Annotated in this window: 15 protein-coding genes; 6 read left to right on the forward strand and 9 right to left on the reverse strand. The window is 67.3% G+C overall.

The genetic code is table 11. The annotated features are described in order from the left end of the window. Positions 1-174: 174 nt before the first annotated feature. Positions 175-2,400, reverse strand: coding sequence for an NADP-dependent isocitrate dehydrogenase (locus H7290_RS06880; protein WP_290513281.1), 2,226 nt, complete (start codon positions 2,398-2,400; stop codon positions 175-177). Here H7290_RS06880 and H7290_RS06885 point away from each other — a divergent pair. The 4 genes from H7290_RS06885 to H7290_RS06900 all read left to right on the forward strand — a co-directional run bounded on the left by H7290_RS06885 (position 2,399) and on the right by H7290_RS06900 (position 6,648). Next, positions 2,399-2,575: a hypothetical protein gene (locus tag H7290_RS06885; protein WP_290513282.1), complete on the forward strand. Its 177-nt coding sequence runs from the start codon at positions 2,399-2,401 to the stop codon at positions 2,573-2,575. The two genes, H7290_RS06880 and H7290_RS06885, sit on opposite strands and share 2 nt — an antisense overlap. 265 nt (positions 2,576-2,840) lie before the next feature. After that, positions 2,841-4,439, forward strand: coding sequence for a catalase (locus H7290_RS06890; protein ID WP_290513283.1), 1,599 nt, complete (start codon positions 2,841-2,843; stop codon positions 4,437-4,439). A 271-nt stretch (positions 4,440-4,710) separates the two neighbouring features. Then, a complete protein-coding gene (locus H7290_RS06895; protein WP_290513284.1) occupies positions 4,711-5,547 on the forward strand; it encodes a hypothetical protein in 837 nt (278 codons plus the stop codon). 111 nt (positions 5,548-5,658) lie between these two features. Further along, on the forward strand, positions 5,659-6,648 hold the full coding sequence (locus H7290_RS06900; RefSeq protein ID WP_290513285.1) for a malate dehydrogenase: 990 nt from the start codon (positions 5,659-5,661) through the stop codon (positions 6,646-6,648). A 79-nt stretch (positions 6,649-6,727) separates the two neighbouring features. On the opposite strand, the gene H7290_RS06905 is transcribed toward H7290_RS06900, so the two are convergent. Both H7290_RS06905 and H7290_RS06910 read right to left on the reverse strand, forming a co-directional pair. Further along, complete coding sequence (locus H7290_RS06905; RefSeq protein ID WP_290513286.1) at positions 6,728-7,003, reverse strand: DUF3017 domain-containing protein; 276 nt, start codon at positions 7,001-7,003, stop codon at positions 6,728-6,730. Beyond that, positions 7,000-7,851: a bifunctional methylenetetrahydrofolate dehydrogenase/methenyltetrahydrofolate cyclohydrolase gene (locus H7290_RS06910; protein WP_290513287.1), complete on the reverse strand. Its 852-nt coding sequence runs from the start codon at positions 7,849-7,851 to the stop codon at positions 7,000-7,002. Before H7290_RS06910 ends, H7290_RS06905 begins: the two co-directional genes overlap by 4 nt. 232 nt (positions 7,852-8,083) lie before the next feature. Here H7290_RS06910 and H7290_RS06915 point away from each other — a divergent pair, with 232 nt between their 5' ends. Further along, positions 8,084-8,740 carry a TetR family transcriptional regulator gene (locus H7290_RS06915; protein WP_290513288.1) on the forward strand — a complete coding sequence of 219 codons (657 nt, stop codon included), beginning with the start codon at positions 8,084-8,086 and terminating at the stop codon, positions 8,738-8,740. A gap of 12 nt (positions 8,741-8,752) precedes the next feature. Here the strand turns inward: H7290_RS06915 and H7290_RS06920 are convergent, their stop codons facing one another. Genes H7290_RS06920 through H7290_RS06935 form a run of 4 tightly spaced genes read right to left on the reverse strand, consistent with a single transcriptional unit; the run spans position 8,753 to position 13,018 of the window. Then, positions 8,753-9,670 carry a DMT family transporter gene (locus tag H7290_RS06920; protein ID WP_290513289.1) on the reverse strand — a complete coding sequence of 306 codons (918 nt, stop codon included), beginning with the start codon at positions 9,668-9,670 and terminating at the stop codon, positions 8,753-8,755. Positions 9,671-9,677: 7 nt separating this feature from the next. Continuing rightward, positions 9,678-11,261 carry a bifunctional phosphoribosylaminoimidazolecarboxamide formyltransferase/IMP cyclohydrolase gene (purH, locus tag H7290_RS06925; protein WP_290513290.1) on the reverse strand — a complete coding sequence of 528 codons (1,584 nt, stop codon included), beginning with the start codon at positions 11,259-11,261 and terminating at the stop codon, positions 9,678-9,680. Next, entirely contained in the window at positions 11,251-11,862 is a 612-nt protein-coding gene (purN, locus tag H7290_RS06930; RefSeq protein ID WP_290513291.1) for a phosphoribosylglycinamide formyltransferase, read from the reverse strand. Before purN ends, purH begins: the two co-directional genes overlap by 11 nt. Further along, entirely contained in the window at positions 11,795-13,018 is a 1,224-nt protein-coding gene (locus tag H7290_RS06935; protein ID WP_290513292.1) for a DUF6350 family protein, read from the reverse strand. Before H7290_RS06935 ends, purN begins: the two co-directional genes overlap by 68 nt. A 68-nt stretch (positions 13,019-13,086) precedes the next feature. Here H7290_RS06935 and H7290_RS06940 point away from each other — a divergent pair, with 68 nt between their 5' ends. Continuing rightward, positions 13,087-14,901 carry a hypothetical protein gene (locus H7290_RS06940; protein ID WP_290513293.1) on the forward strand — a complete coding sequence of 605 codons (1,815 nt, stop codon included), beginning with the start codon at positions 13,087-13,089 and terminating at the stop codon, positions 14,899-14,901. 71 nt (positions 14,902-14,972) lie between these two features. Here the strand turns inward: H7290_RS06940 and sucD are convergent, their stop codons facing one another. After that, positions 14,973-15,872 (reverse strand): succinate--CoA ligase subunit alpha, encoded by a 900-nt coding sequence (gene sucD / locus H7290_RS06945; RefSeq protein WP_290513294.1) that lies wholly within the window; start codon positions 15,870-15,872, stop codon positions 14,973-14,975. Position 15,873: 1 nt separating this feature from the next. Continuing rightward, a complete protein-coding gene (sucC, locus tag H7290_RS06950) occupies positions 15,874-17,043 on the reverse strand; it encodes an ADP-forming succinate--CoA ligase subunit beta (RefSeq protein ID WP_290513295.1) in 1,170 nt (389 codons plus the stop codon). Positions 17,044-17,056: the final 13 nt, after the last annotated feature.

Raw genomic sequence — 17,056 nt, forward strand, 5'->3', positions numbered from 1 at the left:
GGCGGCTCTGTTGCGAATAACGCAACTGATTGCTCGCTTCGCAACAAGACTACGAGCAGCGGCCCATTCGGACAAGCCCTTCCCATGACTGTCGGGTGAAAAGACGTGACCGGATGAAACGACGCGACCCCCACTCCTCAACAGGTGTGGGGGTCGCGTCGGCAGCGGGCCAAATCAGCCGAGGCGCGCCGAGAGGCCTGCGAGGACCTCGGTGAAGGTCGTCGACGGACGCATGACCGCCGTCACCGTGGCGTCGTCGGGCCTGAAGTAGCCGCCGATGTCTGCTGGCGAGCCCTGCACGGCGAGCAGCTCGTCGTTGATCTTCTGCTCGTTCGAGGCCAGCCCGTCGGCGACCTCGGCGAACGCCGCGGCGAGGTCGGCGTCCTCGGTCTGTTTCGCCAGCTCCTGCGCCCAGTAGAGCGCGAGGTAGAAGTGACTGCCGCGGTTGTCGATCTCGCCCACCTTGCGGCTCGGTGACCTGTTCTCGCCGAGGAACGTCCCGGTGGCACGGTCGAGGGTGTCCGCCAGTATCTGCGCGCGGGCGTTGCCGGTCGTGACCGCCATGTGCTCGAAGCTCGACGCCAGTGCGAGGAACTCACCGAGGCTGTCCCACCGCAGGTGGTTCTCCTTGACGAGCTGCTGGACGTGCTTGGGCGCCGAACCGCCGGCACCGGTCTCGAACAGTCCGCCGCCCGCGATGAGCGGGACGATCGAGAGCATCTTGGCGCTCGTGCCCAGCTCGAGGATCGGGAACAGGTCGGTGTTGTAGTCGCGCAGGACGTTGCCGGTCACCGAGATCGTGTCCTCGCCGCGGCGGATGCGCTCGATCGAGAAGGCCGTGGCCTCCTCGGGCGACATGATCTGGATCTGCAGCCCATCCGTGTCGTGCTCGGACAGGTACTGCTCGACCTTGGCGGTCAGGTTGACATCGTGCGCGCGGGTCGGATCGAGCCAGAAGACAGCCGGGGTGTCTGAGGCGCGGGCGCGCGTGACGGCGAGCTTGACCCAGTCGCGGATCGGCACGTCCTTGGTCTGGCAGGCGCGCCAGATGTCACCCGGCTCCACGGAATGCTCGAGCAGGACGTCGCCGTTGCCGTCAACGACCTGGACGGTGCCCGCAGCCTTGATCTCGAAGGTCTTGTCGTGGCTGCCGTACTCCTCCGCGGCCTGCGCCATGAGTCCCACGTTGGGTACCGATCCCATCGTCGTGGGGTCGAAGGCGCCGTGGGCGCGGCAGTCGTCGAGCACCGTCTGGTAGACGCCCGCGTAGCTGCTGTCGGGGATGACGGCGAGGGTGTCGGCCTCAGCACCGTCGGGGCCCCACATGTGGCCCGACGAACGGATCATCGCTGGCATCGAGGCGTCGACGATGACGTCGCTCGGCACGTGCAGGTTGGTGATGCCCTTGTCGGAGTCGACCATCGCCAGCGCGGGTCCGTCGGCAATGCCCTTGTCGATGGCGGCCTTGATCTGCGCCCCGTTGGGGAGGGCGTCGAGGCCCGCCAGGATGCTCCCGAGACCGTTGCTGGGGTTGAGCCCGGCGGCGGCGAGGTCGTCGCCGTACTGCTCGAACACCGCTGGCAGGAAGGCCGTGACGACGTGACCGAAGATGACCGGGTCGGACACCTTCATCATCGTCGCCTTCAGGTGCACCGAGAAGAGGATGCCCTCGCGCTTTGCCCGTGCTATCTGGGCCGTGAGGAAGGCATCGAGCGCCGCGGCGCGCAGCACGGTGCCATCGATGAGCTCGCCGGCGAGCACCGGGAAAGGCTCCCTGAGCACCGTGACGTCGCCGCCGTCCTCGACGAGCCGGATCGTGATCGTCCCGTCGGCGCCGATGACGACCGACTTCTCGTTGTCGCGGAAGTCGTCGGCGTCCATCGTGGCGACGTTGGTCTTCGAGTCGCTGCTCCAGGCACCCATCGAGTGCGGGTGCTGACGGGCGTAGTTCTTGACCGAGGCCGGTGCACGTCGGTCGGAGTTGCCTTCACGCAGCACCGGGTTGACGGCGCTGCCCTTGACCTTGTCGTAGCGGGCGCGGACGTCCTTCTCCTCATCGGTCGAGGGCTCGTCGGGATAGTCCGGCAGCGCGTAGCCCTGGGTCTGCAGCTCGGCGATCGCGGCCTTGAGCTGGGAGTAGGAAGCGCTGATGTTGGGCAGCTTGATGATGTTGGCTTCGGGGCTCTTGGCCAGCTCACCCAGCTCGGCGAGAGCGTCGTCGACCTGTTGCTCTGCGGTGAGGTGGTCACCGAAGAGGGCGATGATGCGACCGGCGAGCGAGATGTCGCGGGTCTCGACCTCGACGCCGGCGGTCGAGGCGTAGGCCTCGATCACGGGGAGGAACGAGTAGGTGGCCAGCAGCGGTGCTTCGTCTGTGTGGGTGTAGATGATCTTGGCCATGGGTGCGGCGACTCCTACGTCTTCGTGCCTGGAGAACTGGTTCGACTTCAAGTTATCCCACCCGCTGACGGCGTCGACGGCGGCGTTTGCGAGCCGATTCCTCGGCGCCTCGCCCAAACGCGCGATGATCGCCGACGTGGTGCAATCGAGCATCCTCGACGAGGACAACGATTGAGGTTCTTCTACTCTTGACTCATTCAAGAGAATGATTAGAGTCGAAGTCATGTCCTCGAGCCAGCTCAGCGCCGATCCGGCGAGGCTGCTGCCAGCCCGTCGTCATCACGCCCGCCGGGCTGCTGCGTCGAGTCGAGCAAGCGGGGTACTCGACCAACACCGTGCCTGTCATCAACACCGTGCCTGTCATCAACACCGTGCCTGTCGCCGTCGCGGCCCCGAGTGCCAGCCCGGCCGAAACGCCACACCCACCGAAGGAGAATGAGATGGCCAAGACAGTCCCCCAGCCGAAGGACGGCGAATCCGTCGCCACCGCACCGACGCCTGAAGCCCAGCTGGGCTCCACCACGATCACCGGCGCGCCGGTCGTCTCCGACCGCAACTCCCTGACGGTGGGAGCCGACGGCCCGATCCTGCTGCACGACGTGCACTTCATCGAGCAGATGGCGCACTTCAACCGTGAGCGTGTCCCGGAGCGAAACGTCCACGCCAAGGGATCGGGTGCGTTCGGCACGTTCGAGACCACCGAGGACGTCAGCATGTACACGAAGGCGGCGCTCTTCCAGCCCGGTGTCACCACCGACATGCTCGCGCGCTTCTCGACCGTCGCCGGCGAGCAGGGCAGCCCCGACACCTGGCGCGACCCCCGCGGATTCTCGCTGAAGTTCTACACGACCGAGGGCAACTACGACCTCGACGGCAACAACACGCCGGTGTTCTTCGTGCGCGACACCATGAAGTTCCCGCACTTCATCCGCTCGCAGAAGCGTCGCGGCGGATCCGGCCTGCGCGACAACAACATGCAATGGGACTTCTGGACCCTCAACCCCGAGTCGGCCCACCAGGTCACTTACCTCATGGGCGATCGCGGCATCCCCAAGACGTGGCGCCACATGAACGGCTACGGCTCGCACACCTACCTCTGGTACAACGAGGCTGGCGAGAAGCACTGGATCAAGTACCACTTCCACAGCGAGCAGGGCGTCGAGGGCCTGACCGGCGCCGAGGCCGACACCATCGCGGGCAAGGATGCTGACTTCCACCGTCGCGACCTGCGTGAGGCCATCGACGCCGGTAACTTCCCGAAGTGGACGCTGTCGGTGCAGGTCATGCCCTACGAGGATGCCAAGACCTACCGGGTCAACCCGTTCGACGTGACGAAGACGTTGTCTCACCATGACTACCCGCTGATCAAGGTCGGCACGATGACGCTGAACAAGAACCCGGAGAACTTCTTCGCGCAGATCGAGCAGGCGGCGTTCGCGCCGTCGACCATCATCCCGGGCATCGGCTTCTCGCCCGACAAGATGCTGCTCGGCCGGGCGTTCGCCTATTCCGACACCCAGCGTTACCGCATCGGGCCCAACTACCTGCAGCTGCCAGTCAACCGTCCGCGCATCGAGGCCCCGAACACGTACGCGTTCGATGGTCCGATGGCCTACGAGCACACGGGCGACCAGCCCGTCTACGCGCCCAACAGCTTCGGCCGAGGATATGCCGACCTGACCGGCGCCGTCGACGACGGCTGGGAGACCGACGGAGACATGGTGCGCCAGGCGTACACGCTCCGTCCCGATGACGATGACTTCAGCCAGGCCGGCGCCCTCGTTCGTGAGGTGTGGAACGACGCCCAGCGTGAGGAATTCGTGCAGACCGTCGCCGGGCATCTGCTCGGTGGTGTCGAGGGCGACGTGCTGGAGCGGTCATTCGACTACTGGAAGAACGTCGACGCCGACTGCGGCAAGAAGATCGAGGAGCTCGTGCGCAGCGGCAGCGGCGCGCCCAACCCGGGCGGCGAGGACGACGCGGCGAAGGCCGAGGCGTCCGACCCGATCGTCGAGAGCAACACTCACGCAGGCTCCTGAGCCGAACGCGGGATGAACGTCACGCAGCCGCCCCCGGGGAGTATCCCGAGGGCGGCTGCGTTACTTTCGAAACTTGTGCCACGACATGAACGTGGCTTGTTTTGTTGATGCCGGGGGGCTCATGCGCACGTTACGCACACTTACGCCTGCAATTCTCATCCTTGTCGCGCTGTCGTCCTGCTCGGCGGGGCAGCCTGACCATCGCCCTCCGCCGAAACCAGCCGTCGAGAAGTTGGCAGCTGCCGAACACGAAGATGAGAGCGCCGCGCTCGTGGCAAAGGCAATCGCCCACGGCTACCAATGCGCAAATCAAGTCCGCGAGAAGTATCTGTATGACGTATGCGTCGGGACGATCGTCCGAAAGGACCACGGCGGAGCCCCTGACGTTCGCGGTCCGCTCGCACCGTCGTTCACCTCGGTGTCCGGACGCAACGGAGACATCGATGTCATCGGTCTGAGCACCGGCGAGAAGCAATCGTTCGTCAAGGACGACGAAGCGACGAAGGTGAAGAAGGAACTCGCACAGCTTCTTTCGTCCACGGTGATGTCCGAAGACGATGTCACCGCCTATCTCGCTGGAGGCACGACGTTGGAGTGGGGCGAGGTGCACGATGCCGGTTCCGGTGCCGCGGCACTCGTCAGGCACGGCTCGTCATCTGAGGATTTCGCTGTCGCCGCCAAGCCATACCTCAAGGTCGGGACACACCCGCTGTTGCCACGAATGGAGAAGCAGGGATTCACCTGCACACTCGGTTCTCCCATCAATGAGGAAGCGGCCGAGGGAATGTCCTGCGAGATCGAGCAGAAGGTCGGCGAGAACACGTTCGCTTTCGTGATCGACCTCGATGACTCGCAAGGAGGCGGAATCTTCAACTGGCAGTTCAGAGCTTCCTTGACAGACAAATGGTCGATCGATCTTGGCAGGCCGTCAGACATGCGGCCCCAGCTCGAAGCCGTCGCCTCATCACTTGAGGGTGTCGACGACACGATCGGTGCGACAGCGCGCTGGGCCGCCGAGAGTTTCGATGGCAAGGCGCACGTCGCGGTGGTCAGGGACTGGATCGTGTCGCTCGAGCCGGGCGCGGCAGTCAAGGTCGAACCCTTCTGACGCTCATCCGTCTGGTCACACGCAGCCGCCCCCGGGGAGTATCCCGGGGGCGGCTGCGTTACTTTCGAAAGGTATTCCGCCCGGACTTCCGCACTGCATAGGAGCGCTTTCGTGAGCACTACCCCCGTCAAGGTCGCCGTCACCGGCGCCGCCGGCCAGATCGGCTACAGCCTGCTGTTCCGCCTCGCGAGCGGTGCCCTGCTCGGCCCGGACACCCCGATCCAGCTCCAGCTGCTCGAGATCACCCCTGCGCTCAAGGCGCTCGAGGGTGTCGTCATGGAGCTCGACGACTGTGCATTCCCGACCCTCGCCGGTGTCGAGATCGGCGACGACGCCACCACGATCTTCGACGGCGTCAACCTCGCGCTGCTCGTCGGGGCACGCCCCCGCGGCCCCGGCATGGGGCGCGGAGACCTGCTCGAGGCCAATGGCGCGATCTTCACCGCCCAGGGCAAGGCGCTCAACGCCGTGGCGGCGTCCGACGTCCGCATCGGTGTGACCGGCAACCCTGCCAACACCAACGCGTTGATTGCCATGACCAATGCACCCGACATCCCGAAGGAGCGCTTCAGCGCCCTCACCCGGCTCGACCACAACCGGGCCATCTCGCAGCTCGCCGCCAAGACCGGGGCGAGCGTCACCGACATCAAGAAGATGACGATCTGGGGCAACCACTCGGCCACCCAGTACCCCGCCATCTTCCACGCCGAGATCTCCGGCAGCAACGCCGCCGAGAAGGTCGGAGACCAGGGCTGGATCGAGAAGGACTTCATCCCGACGGTCGCCAAGCGCGGCGCCGCCATCATCGAGGCGCGCGGCTCCTCGTCGGCCGCCTCCGCCGCGTCGGCAACGATCGACGCAGCTCACGACTGGCTGTTCGGCACACCCGAGGGCGACTGGGCATCGATGGCTGTCGTGTCCGACGGCTCCTACGGCATCCCCGAGGGACTCATCTACTCCTACCCCGTCACGACCAAGGGCGGCGACTGGGAGATCGTCCAGGGTCTGGAGATCGACGACTTCAGCCGCGCCCGGATGGACGCGACCGCGGCCGAGCTGGTCGAGGAGCGCGACGCGGTCAAGGACCTCGGCCTCATCTGACCGCCGACCAACCCCGAGATCTGCCGTCCAAGGCACCTTTTCCCTGGTTTTCCCCGGGACAAGGTGCCCTGGGCGGGGCTCAGGCGGACTGGTTGGGGATGATGACGGCGAGGACTATCAGTGCCACGCCGAGCGTCGCCATCCAGACCATGTCGAACGCCTTGCCGCGCACCCTGAGCATGCCGGTGTGGTCGATCGGCACGGCTGACCTGGCCACGGCGCCCACGACGAACGCCGCTCCGATCAGCACGATGCCGACGCGCCAGTGGTCGATGACGATGAGCAGAAGCCCCGTCGCGACACAGAGCAGCTGCAGCAGATACAGCTGCGAACCCCGGCTACGGGGAGGCTTCACGGATTGAGCCGCTCGGCGGTGTCGACGACATTGGCGAGCAGGAGGGCCCGGGTCATCGGCCCGACGCCACCGGGGTTGGGCGAGATCCAGCCCGCCACTTCGTACGCGGCTGGGTCGACGTCGCCGACGATGCCATTGGCGTCGCGGCTCACTCCTACGTCGAGCAGGGCAGCGCCGGGCTTGACCATGTCTGCGCGGATGATGCCCGGGACGCCCGCCGCGGCAATGACGATGTCGGCCCGGCGGACCTCGGCGGCGAGGTCACGGGTGCCGGTGTGGCACAGCGTGACGGTGGCGTTCTCGCTTCGCCGCGTCAGCAGCAGGCCCATGGGGCGCCCGACGGTGATGCCGCGGCCGACCACGACGACGTTCTGACCGGCGATCGGAACATCGTGGCGGCGGAGCAGCTCGATGATGCCGCGCGGGGTGCAGGGCAAAGGCGCCTCCTTGCCGAGCACGAGCCACCCGAGGTTGGTGGGGTGCAGGCCGTCGGCATCCTTGGCGGGATCGATGCGCCCGATGACCGCGTTCTCGTCGAGCCCTTTCGGCAGTGGCAGCTGCACGATGTAGCCCGTGCACGTCGGATCGGCGTTGAGCTCGTCGACGGCAGCCTCGACCTCGTGCTGCGTCGCAGTCTCGGGCAGGTCGATGCGTAGCGACTCAATGCCGACCTCGGCGCAGTCGCGGTGCTTGCCGGCGACGTACCAGAGGCTGCCCGGGTCGCTGCCGACCAGGATCGTGCCGAGCCCGGGCACGATGCCCTTGTCGCGGAGGGCGTCAACCCGCACGCGAAGCTCGGCCTTGATCGCGGCAGCGGCCGCCTTGCCGTCGAGGATCTGCGCTGTCACGGCACGATTCTGTCACGAACACCCCTGCTGCCCGATCGTGGGCGCCACGATCGGCGTGCGCGACTCGGGGCAGGCCTGATCACCGCGTGACTCACCGCGGCAGACCTGCCGGCGGCGACGAGGTGCCCACCAGCGCGACCCCTAGACTTCATCCGGGAGCAGTTCCGAAACATGGACCGAACGGTGCACGATCGTGTGGGCACGATCGTGTGGGAATAGGGAGATGCCATCAATGGTCACGCGCGCTCAGCTGTCGCAAGATCGCAGTCGGCAACGCCGCGACGAGCTGCTGAACGCAGCCATCGAGCTCTTCGCCGAGGGCGGCTCCCGGTCGATCACGCACCGTGCGGTTGCGGCGAAAGCGGGGCTCCCGCCGGCGACCACGACGTACTACTTCGAGTCCATCGACGACCTCATCAGGGAGGCGCTCGCCGCCCACATCCAGCAGTGGACGAACGATCTCGAGAACCTCGCGCAGGTCGAGGTCCGTGCTGATGTCAGCCTGGACGACGCCGCGGACTTCATCAACGCAGTGTTCGCCGCCCGTGGGCCGGAGGTCGCCGCGCTCGAGCTCTCGATCTTCCTCGCGGCCGCCCGCGTCCCTGAGCTTCGCGACAATGCCACCCGGGCGATGCGTGCTTTGGAGACCCTGGCCGTGCAGCTGCTTGCCCGCGTGGGGGTGGCCGACCCCGACCGCCTCGCGGGAATGACGGTCTCCCTCGTCGTCGGTACAGCCGTCCGGCGCCAGTCCGGTGTCTACTCCGAGCAGACGGAGGCCGCGCTGCTCACCGCGGCGATCCGCGACCTGGTCGCCGCACACCTCATCGGACCCGGCGCGGTGGCCGAGACCCTGACCTCGTTGGTGCGACCGTCCGCAGCCCAGAGCTGAAGGCCGACTCGCCTACCCCGTGCCCTGATCAGCGGTCCTGGCCAGTTCTGTCCCGCCTGACTGACGATGCCCCAAGGCGAGCCAGACCACGGCAGCCAGCACGAGTGCACCGCCGAGGACCTGGATGCCCGACAACGACTCGTCGAGGAGCCACGTCGCCAGCGCCACGGTGACGACTGGCTCCAGCGTTGACAGCACCGAGGTCGACGTCGGGCCGAGCCGCCGCAGTCCGGCGAAGAACGTGAGGATCGCCAGCACCGTCCCGATCAGCGCGATTGCCACCAGGGACGTCCATCCGCGCGTCGAGCCCGGGAACGTCGCCGGTCGTCCCGCCACAGCGAGCATCACGACGACGACACCGCTGGTGAAGGCCGCAGCGACGCAGACCACCGTTGCCACGACGACGGCGTCCAGCTCAGCCGTCACGACCGAGCCGACGGTGATGTAGACCGAGTAGATCACCGCGGCCCCTACCGCGAGAGCGATGCCGATCGGCCGACCCGACCCGCCGCCGACCACGAGACCCGTGCCGAGGAGTGCCAGCGCCAAGGCCAAGGCGGTCATCAGACCGATGCGCTCGCGCAGGAAGATCGCGGCGAGAATCGCCACGAAGGCCGGAAAGAGGTAGAGCAGCAGAGCGACGAGGCTGGCGTCGGCGTGCTCGAGCGCCGAGAAGTAGCAGTAGGCCTGCCCGACGTAACCGACGCCGCCCATCACCGCGATCGACAGGCAGCGACGGAACGAAGGCAACCGGGCTCGTCGAGCCCGCAGGACGCCGATGAGGATCACCGCTGCCAGCGCGAACCGGACGAAGATCAGCGCAGGCGTCGTCGTTCCGGACTCCTGCGCCCAGACGCCGAACAACGCCATCGACCCGAATGCGGCCGCCGACACCGCGACGAGTAGCGCGCCGGTCAACCGATCGGACATGAGTACATCAGTGGAAGAAGTGGCGCGTGCCGGTGAGGTACATCGTGACTCCAGCGGCCTCCGCCGCCTCGATCACCGCGTCGTCGCGGATCGAGCCGCCCGGCTGGACCACTGCGGCCACACCGGCCGAGAAGAGGATTTCGGCACCGTCGGGAAACGGGAAGAATGCATCGGACGCCGCGACAGACCCGGAGGCCCGCTCGGTGCCCGCGCGTTCGACCGCAAGGCGGCACGAGTCGACCCGGTTGACCTGGCCCATGCCGACGCCGACCGAGGCACCGTCCTTGGCCAACAGGATCGCGTTGGACTTGACGGCACGCACCGCGGTCCAGGCGAACACGAGATCAGCGAGGGTGTGCTCGTCGGCAGGTTTGCCAGCCACGAGCGTCCACGACGCGGGGTCATCGCCGGGGGCGTCGACGTGGTCGACCCGCTGCACCAGCACCCCGCCGCTGATTCCGTGGAGCTCGGTCGAGTCCGGCTGCTCATCGGCAGGCACGCGCAGGATGCGGATGTTCTTCTTTGCCTGCAGGACCTCGAGCGCACCGTCCTCGTAGTCGGGCGCGACGATGACTTCGGTGAACACATCGGCGACCTGTGTGGCCATCGCGGCGCTGACCGGGCGGTTGACTGCAATGACACCACCGTAGGCCGACACGGGGTCGCACGCGTGAGCCCGCGCGTGGGCCTCGGCGACGTCGGAGCCGACCGCGATACCGCACGGATTGGCGTGCTTGATGATCGCGACCGCCGGCCGCTGGAAGTCGTAGGCCGCCCGTCGTGCCGCGTCGGTGTCGACGTAGTTGTTGTAGGACATCTCCTTGCCGTGCAGCTGCTCGGCCGAGGCGAGCCCACCGCGCCCGTGCCGGTAGAGCGCAGCCGGCTGGTGCGGGTTCTCGCCGTAACGCAGGACGGCCGACTTGTCCCACGTCGCGCCCGTGAAGTCCGGCCATCCGTCGTCCGACGGGGAGTAGGTGCCCGCGAACCACGAGGCGACGGCGACGTCGTAGGACGCGGTGTGCGCGAACGCCTGGGCCGCGAGCCGCTTGCGCTGGTCGAGGGTGAACCCGCCTGCCGCGATGGCTGCACGCACCGAGTCATAGGCGGACGGTGAGACCACGACAGCCACGCTCGGGTGGTTCTTCGCCGCAGCACGGACCATCGAGGGCCCGCCGATGTCGATCTGCTCGACACACTCATCGGGCGTCGCACCCGACTCGACGGTCTCGCTGAAGGGATAGAGGTTGACGATCACGAGGTCGAACGGCTCGATCCCGAGATCGGCCAGCTGCGCAACGTGGTCGTCGAGCCGCAGGTCGGCGAGGATGCCGGCGTGCACCCGCGGGTGCAGCGTCTTGACCCGCCCGTCGAGGCACTCCGGGAATCCGGTGAGCTCCTCCACCGGGGTCACGGGGACTCCCGCAGCCTCGATCGTGCGGGCAGTCGAGCCCGTCGACACGATCGAGATGCCAGCGGCGTGGAGATCGCAGGCGAGGTCCTCGAGACCAGTCTTGTCGTAGACCGACACGAGGGCACGCTTCAGCGGACGGGCCGAGGCTGTGTCGCTGGTCGGGATGGGGCTAGTTGTCATCTGTTGCTCCTCCGAGCCGAACGGCCCGGTCATCGAGGTGGAAGTCTTCGCGCGCCAAGGTGCCGACCCATTCGACCAGCATGGCCCGTTCGCTGACCTTGATTCGTTCGTGCAGGGCGGCTTCGTCGTCGTCGTCGAGCACGGGCACGGCGACCTGCGCGACGATCGGCCCGGTGTCGACACCTTCATCGACGACGAACAGCGTCGCGCCCGTGACCTTGACACCGTAGGCGAGCGCCTCCCGCGGGCCGTGCATGCCGGGGAATGCCGGCGAGAGGGCCGGGTGCGTGTTGAGGGTGCGTCCACCGAACAGCGCGAGGAAGGCCGGGCCCGTGATCTTCATGAAACCGGCGAGGACCACCAGGTCAGGGTCGTACGACGCCACCGCCTCGGCCAGTGCAACGTCCCACGCTGGACGGTCGGGATGGGCGGAGACCGGCAGGACGAACGTCGGGATGCCGTGCCGCTCGGCCCGGGTCAACCCTTCGATTCCGTCGCGGTCGGCTCCGACAGCGACTATCTCGGCGCCGTAGTCAGGATGTGTCGACGCGTCGATCAGGGCCTGCAGGTTGGTTCCGCTTCCAGAGACGAGGACGACCAACCGCGTTGGCTGACGGGAGGTGCGGGAGGCTGAAGGCACGGCGACCACGATAGTGGCTCAGCACACCGCCGAGCGCGCCGCCCATGGCCATGACGGGCACCGCGACGAGCAGCGGGGTCAGCAGCGGAGGACCTGCGTCGACCATGCGACCGGGGCCGATCGCCCCGCCTGACACGCCCACGAGCATGCCGAGCACCAACCCGGCGACGCCACCCGCGGCCGCGCCGAGCGCGACGCGGGGCGCGAGCCCTTCACGCTCACCCGGATTGACGCTCCACCCCGCCAGCATGCCGGCGAGCAGAGGAACGAGGCCGAGCAGGAACACCCACTCCGGGAACTCACCCGGAGTGGGAAGTGCGGCGAGCAGCGGGAAGCCCGGCACCGCCCCGACCTGTGAGCCGGTGAGGTCGACGGAGGTGTTGGTGCCCAGGGCGAAGCCGGGCCCGATCAGTGCCGAGGTGATCCACAGGACGAGGGCCGGCACGGCGAGCAGGCTGCCCACTCCCAGTGCCGCGCCACCGCCCACGCCGGGGTTGAGCAGTGCCCACAGGTCGCCGGCACGGGAGAGGTGCAGCACCAGCGAGATGATCAGCAGCGTGCCCGACACCGCCAGCACCGCGAAGATCGCTGGCACAGCGGCCCGAGCGGCGGCGCGCACGTCGGCAGACTTCGTGAACCACCACCGCTCCGCGCCTCCGTGACGTCTCGTTGCGCCGAGGACGACACCGAGCCCGCCGACCACGAACGCCCCGGAAGCGGCCCTCACCACCGAGGTGTGCACGTCAGCGGACTGTGAGACGGTCGCCGCGAGGCCGGCAATGAGGCCGTATGCCCCGGCCGTCGTCGCAGCGAAGGCGACGATGTCGTCAATCGGGTCGGACACGACCCAGGCTGCCGTGCGGGTGACCACCGCGATGCAGACGAGGGTGGCGCCGATGGGTACCAGGCCGAGCGAGACATCGCCTGCGTCGAGCCCGGAACCGATCGAGAAAAGCCACGTTCGTACCGTCGTCCGAGCGAATCCTGCCCATGACACGTCGGCAGATCCGCTGGCGAGAAGCACGATCGTGGCAGCCACCACGAGGGAGAGTGCGGCGGCGAGGAGGGCGGTCAGGAAGGCCTGCCGGAAGTAGGACGTCTCGGGAGGGGCAGGCACCCGCCCAGCCTGCCTGTAAAGTTGCGGTGTTGCACACAGGCACGCCGAAGGCAAGAGGAGGCTGGTACATGACTCGCGTCGACGAGTTCAACAGCTTTTACAGCTCCACCTTCGCGCAGGCGGTCCAGGTCACGTACGCCGTGTGCGGCGATCGCCGGGTGGCCTTCGAAGCCACGGTTGACGCCTACCGGCGGGCCTGGCGCGACTGGTCGAAGATCCGCGACGGTCACCCGCTCGGCTATGTGCGCAGCGAAGCTTGGAAGCTCACGGCGTTCAGTCGCGGCACCCACCCGCTCAGACGGCGGCGCGAGGAGGACAGCGACACCGGTCTCCTCGAGGCGCTCGCCGGGCTTTCGACCGACGACCGCCGGCTGATCGTTCTCATGACGCTGGGCAACACCGACCTCGAAGAGGCCTCGCGCGAGGTCGGCGTACCCGCGGAGGAGGGCATCGAGAGCGTCACGACCGCTCTTGCCAGCCTCGAGTCCACGCTCGGCGAGAGCATCGACACGATCGAACGTCGGATGCACGCCCTCGCCAGCGCGACCAGCGCCCTCGACGTTCCCCCGGCGATCGCGGTCCGCACCGCTGCCAAGCGCGGTCGCCAGCGCAACACCGTCCTTCTCGTCGCTGTGGCCGTGGCTCTCATCCTCGGAGGCGGCTTCGTCGTCACCGACGGTGATGCGCTGGCCAGCGGATCTGCGCTCCCGAACCGCGAGAAGATCGGCGCCCAACGTAACGACATCCTGCTCGACTCGGAGAAGATCGACACGTCCGATCTCTTGTCCGCCAAGCAGGTCGGCCAGCTCGATCCATTACAGAAGTGGAAGGTCGATCAGACCGACCAGGACGTCAACAACACCATGCCGTACGCGACCTGCCCCACCAAGCGATTCGCCGACAAGGACCCCCTCAAGGTGTTCGTGCGCACCTTCGCCGCCGGCGGGGGCGGTACAGAGCGGGTGGCGCAGTCCATCGAGGTGTCGCACAGCGACAAGGTCGCTGCCCAGGCCTACAACCGGCTCGTGCGCTGGTACTCCGACTGCGAGCATCCACGGGTGCAGCTCGTGGATGCCTACACGGTGCGCCGGCCCTTCGGCGACTTCCAGATCCTGCGGCTACGTTCGCACCGGTCACCCGAGCGGACATTCACCGTCGGATTCAGCCACTCGGGCACCATCACGAGCACGCTGGTCCACGAGGCTGACGGTGCAGTCGGCCCCAGCATCGAGTCCTTCGCGCGCACCCTGAACGACTCGGTCGCGCGGGTTTGCGCCGACAGCGGCGGGGTGTGCACCGATTCGATCGAGGTCATGCGCACCGATCCGCCACGCACATCCATCGCGCCGCAATTCCTTGGGATCGTCGACCTCCCTCCGATCGGTGACATCGACAAGGTGTGGGCAGCTGCGCCGTTCTCCGCCGCCACCAACCCAGCGGCAACACAGTGCGACAACGCCGACTTCACCGGCAGGGACATCGAGTCGGCCGCGGCACGCGTCTACGTCCTCTATCAGGCCACCAACCTGCCCAAGGAGTTCGGTGTCGCCGAGACCGTGGCGCGATTCTCCTCGCCCGAGAAGGCCAAGTCGTACGTCGAGAAGACCAATGCCAAGGTCGAGGCCTGCGGCGACAAGAATCTCGCGGCCAAGATCGACCAGCGCGGGTCGTTCAAGTCTGCAGGCTTCTCCGGAAAAGTGTGGCGTGTCGGTCTCGAGGTCTCCAAGGGAACCAAGGCCTACTACCGGATGTCGCTCATGCGCCGAGGCTCCAACGTCGCCCAGGTGACGTTCACCCCAGCCGGCAAGCTCGACATCACCCAGAAGGAATTCACCATAGTCGCAACCCGCGCCGGCACCCGGCTCAGGTACGCCCCGCAGTAGAGAACGCCCCCTCCCGCCGGGGCGGAAGGGGGCGTTGCCTGACCCGGGTCAGGACCGGGTCGACCACGTGTTCAGGCGAGGTCCTTCATGATGTCCCGCATCAGCTGGGCCGTCTCGGACGGCGTCTTGCCGACCTTGACGCCCGCTGCCTCGAGGGCTTCCTTCTTGCCCTGCGCGGTGCCCGCGCCGTCGGCAACGATGGCGCCAGCATGGCCCATCGTCTTGCCCTCGGGGGCGGTGAATCCCGCGACGTAGCCCACGACCGGCTTGGTGACGTGCGCCTGGATGTAGGCCGCGGCCTTCTCCTCCGCGTCACCACCGATCTCGCCGATCATGACGATCGCCTTGGTGTCGGGGTCAGCCTCGAACGCCTCGAGGGCATCGATGTGCGTAGTGCCGATGATCGGGTCGCCGCCGATACCGATCGCGGTCGTGAAACCGAGGTCGCGCAGCTCGAACATCATCTGGTAGGTCAACGTCCCCGACTTCGACACGAGTCCGATCGGGCCAGGGCCCGAGATCGTCGCCGGCGTGATGCCCGCGAGCGCCTCGCCCGGCGTGATGATGCCGGGGCAGTTGGGGCCGATGATGCGCGTCTTCTTGCCTTGGGCGTAGGCCCAGAACTCGGCACTGTCCTGGATCGGCACACCCTCGGTGATGATGACGAGCAGACCGATCTCGGCATCGATGGCCTCGATGACGGCGTCCTTGGTGAACACCGGCGGGACGAACACGACCGACACGTCGGCGCCCGTCTTCTCGATGGCCTCGGCGACGGTGCCGAAGACGGGGAGCTCGATGCTTGCCCCGTCGGCGGTGTCGTGCGTGACCGTGGTGCCGGCCTTGCGGGCGTTGGCCCCGCCGACGACCTGGGTGCCGGCCTTGGGCATCAGCGCGGTGTGCTTGGTGCCTTCACCGCCGGTGATGCCCTGGACGATGACCTTGGAGTCCTTGTTCAGGAAGATCGACATGTCAGGCTCCTTCGATGTTCGCGAGGGCGGGGGGGCGGTCTGCCGCGCCGGCCATGGTGTCGACCAGGGTCACGAGCGGGTGGTTCCTGTCATTGAGGATCCGGCGACCCTCCTCGACGTTGTTGCCGTCGAGACGGACGACGAGCGGCTTCGAGGCCGTGTCGCCCAGCAGGTCGAGCCCACCGACGATGCCATTCGCGACGGCGTCGCACGACGTGATGCCACCGAAGACGTTGACGAAGACGGACCTGACCTGCTCGTCGCCGAGGATGACGTCGAGTCCGTCGGCCATGACCTGTGCCGAGGCTCCTCCGCCGATGTCCAGGAAGTTGGCCGGCTTGACGCCACCGTGGGCCTCGCCGGCGTACGCGACGACCTCCAGGGTCGACATGACGAGCCCGGCTCCGTTGCCGATGATGCCGACAGCGCCGTCGAGCTTGACGTAGTTGAGGCCCTTCGCCTTTGCCTTGGCCTCGAGAGGGTCGGCCGCCGCCTTGTCCTCAAATGCTGCGTGGTCCTCGTGGCGGAACTCGGCGTTCTCATCAAGCGAGACCTTGCCGTCGAGCGCCTCGAGGATGTCGCCCTCGAGACGGGCGAGCGGGTTGACCTCGACCAGCGTGGCGTCCTCCTCGACGAAGACCTTCCAGAGCGCCAGGACCGTCTGAACGGCCTGCTCCGTCAGGACCTCGGGGAATCCGGCGTCCGCGACGATCTCGCGGGCTTTCGCCTCGTCGACCCCGGTGCCGGCATCAATGGGGGTCTGCCGCACCGCGTCGGGGTTGGTCTTGGCGACCTCCTCGATCTCCACGCCACCCTCGACGCTGGCGATGCAGAGGTAGCTGCGGTTGGCGCGGTCGAGCAGGAAGGAGAAGTAGTACTCCTCCACGATGCTGGCGGCCGGAGCGATGAGGACACGGTTGACCGTGAGCCCCTTGATGTCCATGCCGAGGATGTTCGACGCATGCTCGAAGGCCTCGTCGGGTGTCTTGGCGAGCTTGACTCCGCCTGCTTTGCCCCGACCTCCGGCCTTGACCTGAGCCTTGACGACGACGACGCCGAGCTGCTCAGCAGCGACCTTCGCCTCGTCAGGAGTGGTGGCAACGATGCCGAGGGTGACCGGTACATCGTGCTTGGCGAAGAGTTCCTTCGCCTGGTATTCCATCAAGTCCACGGTGGTGTCCGTC

The sequence above is a fragment of the Aeromicrobium sp. genome (assembly GCF_014378035.1).
Lineage (GTDB): Bacteria > Actinomycetota > Actinomycetes > Propionibacteriales > Nocardioidaceae > Aeromicrobium.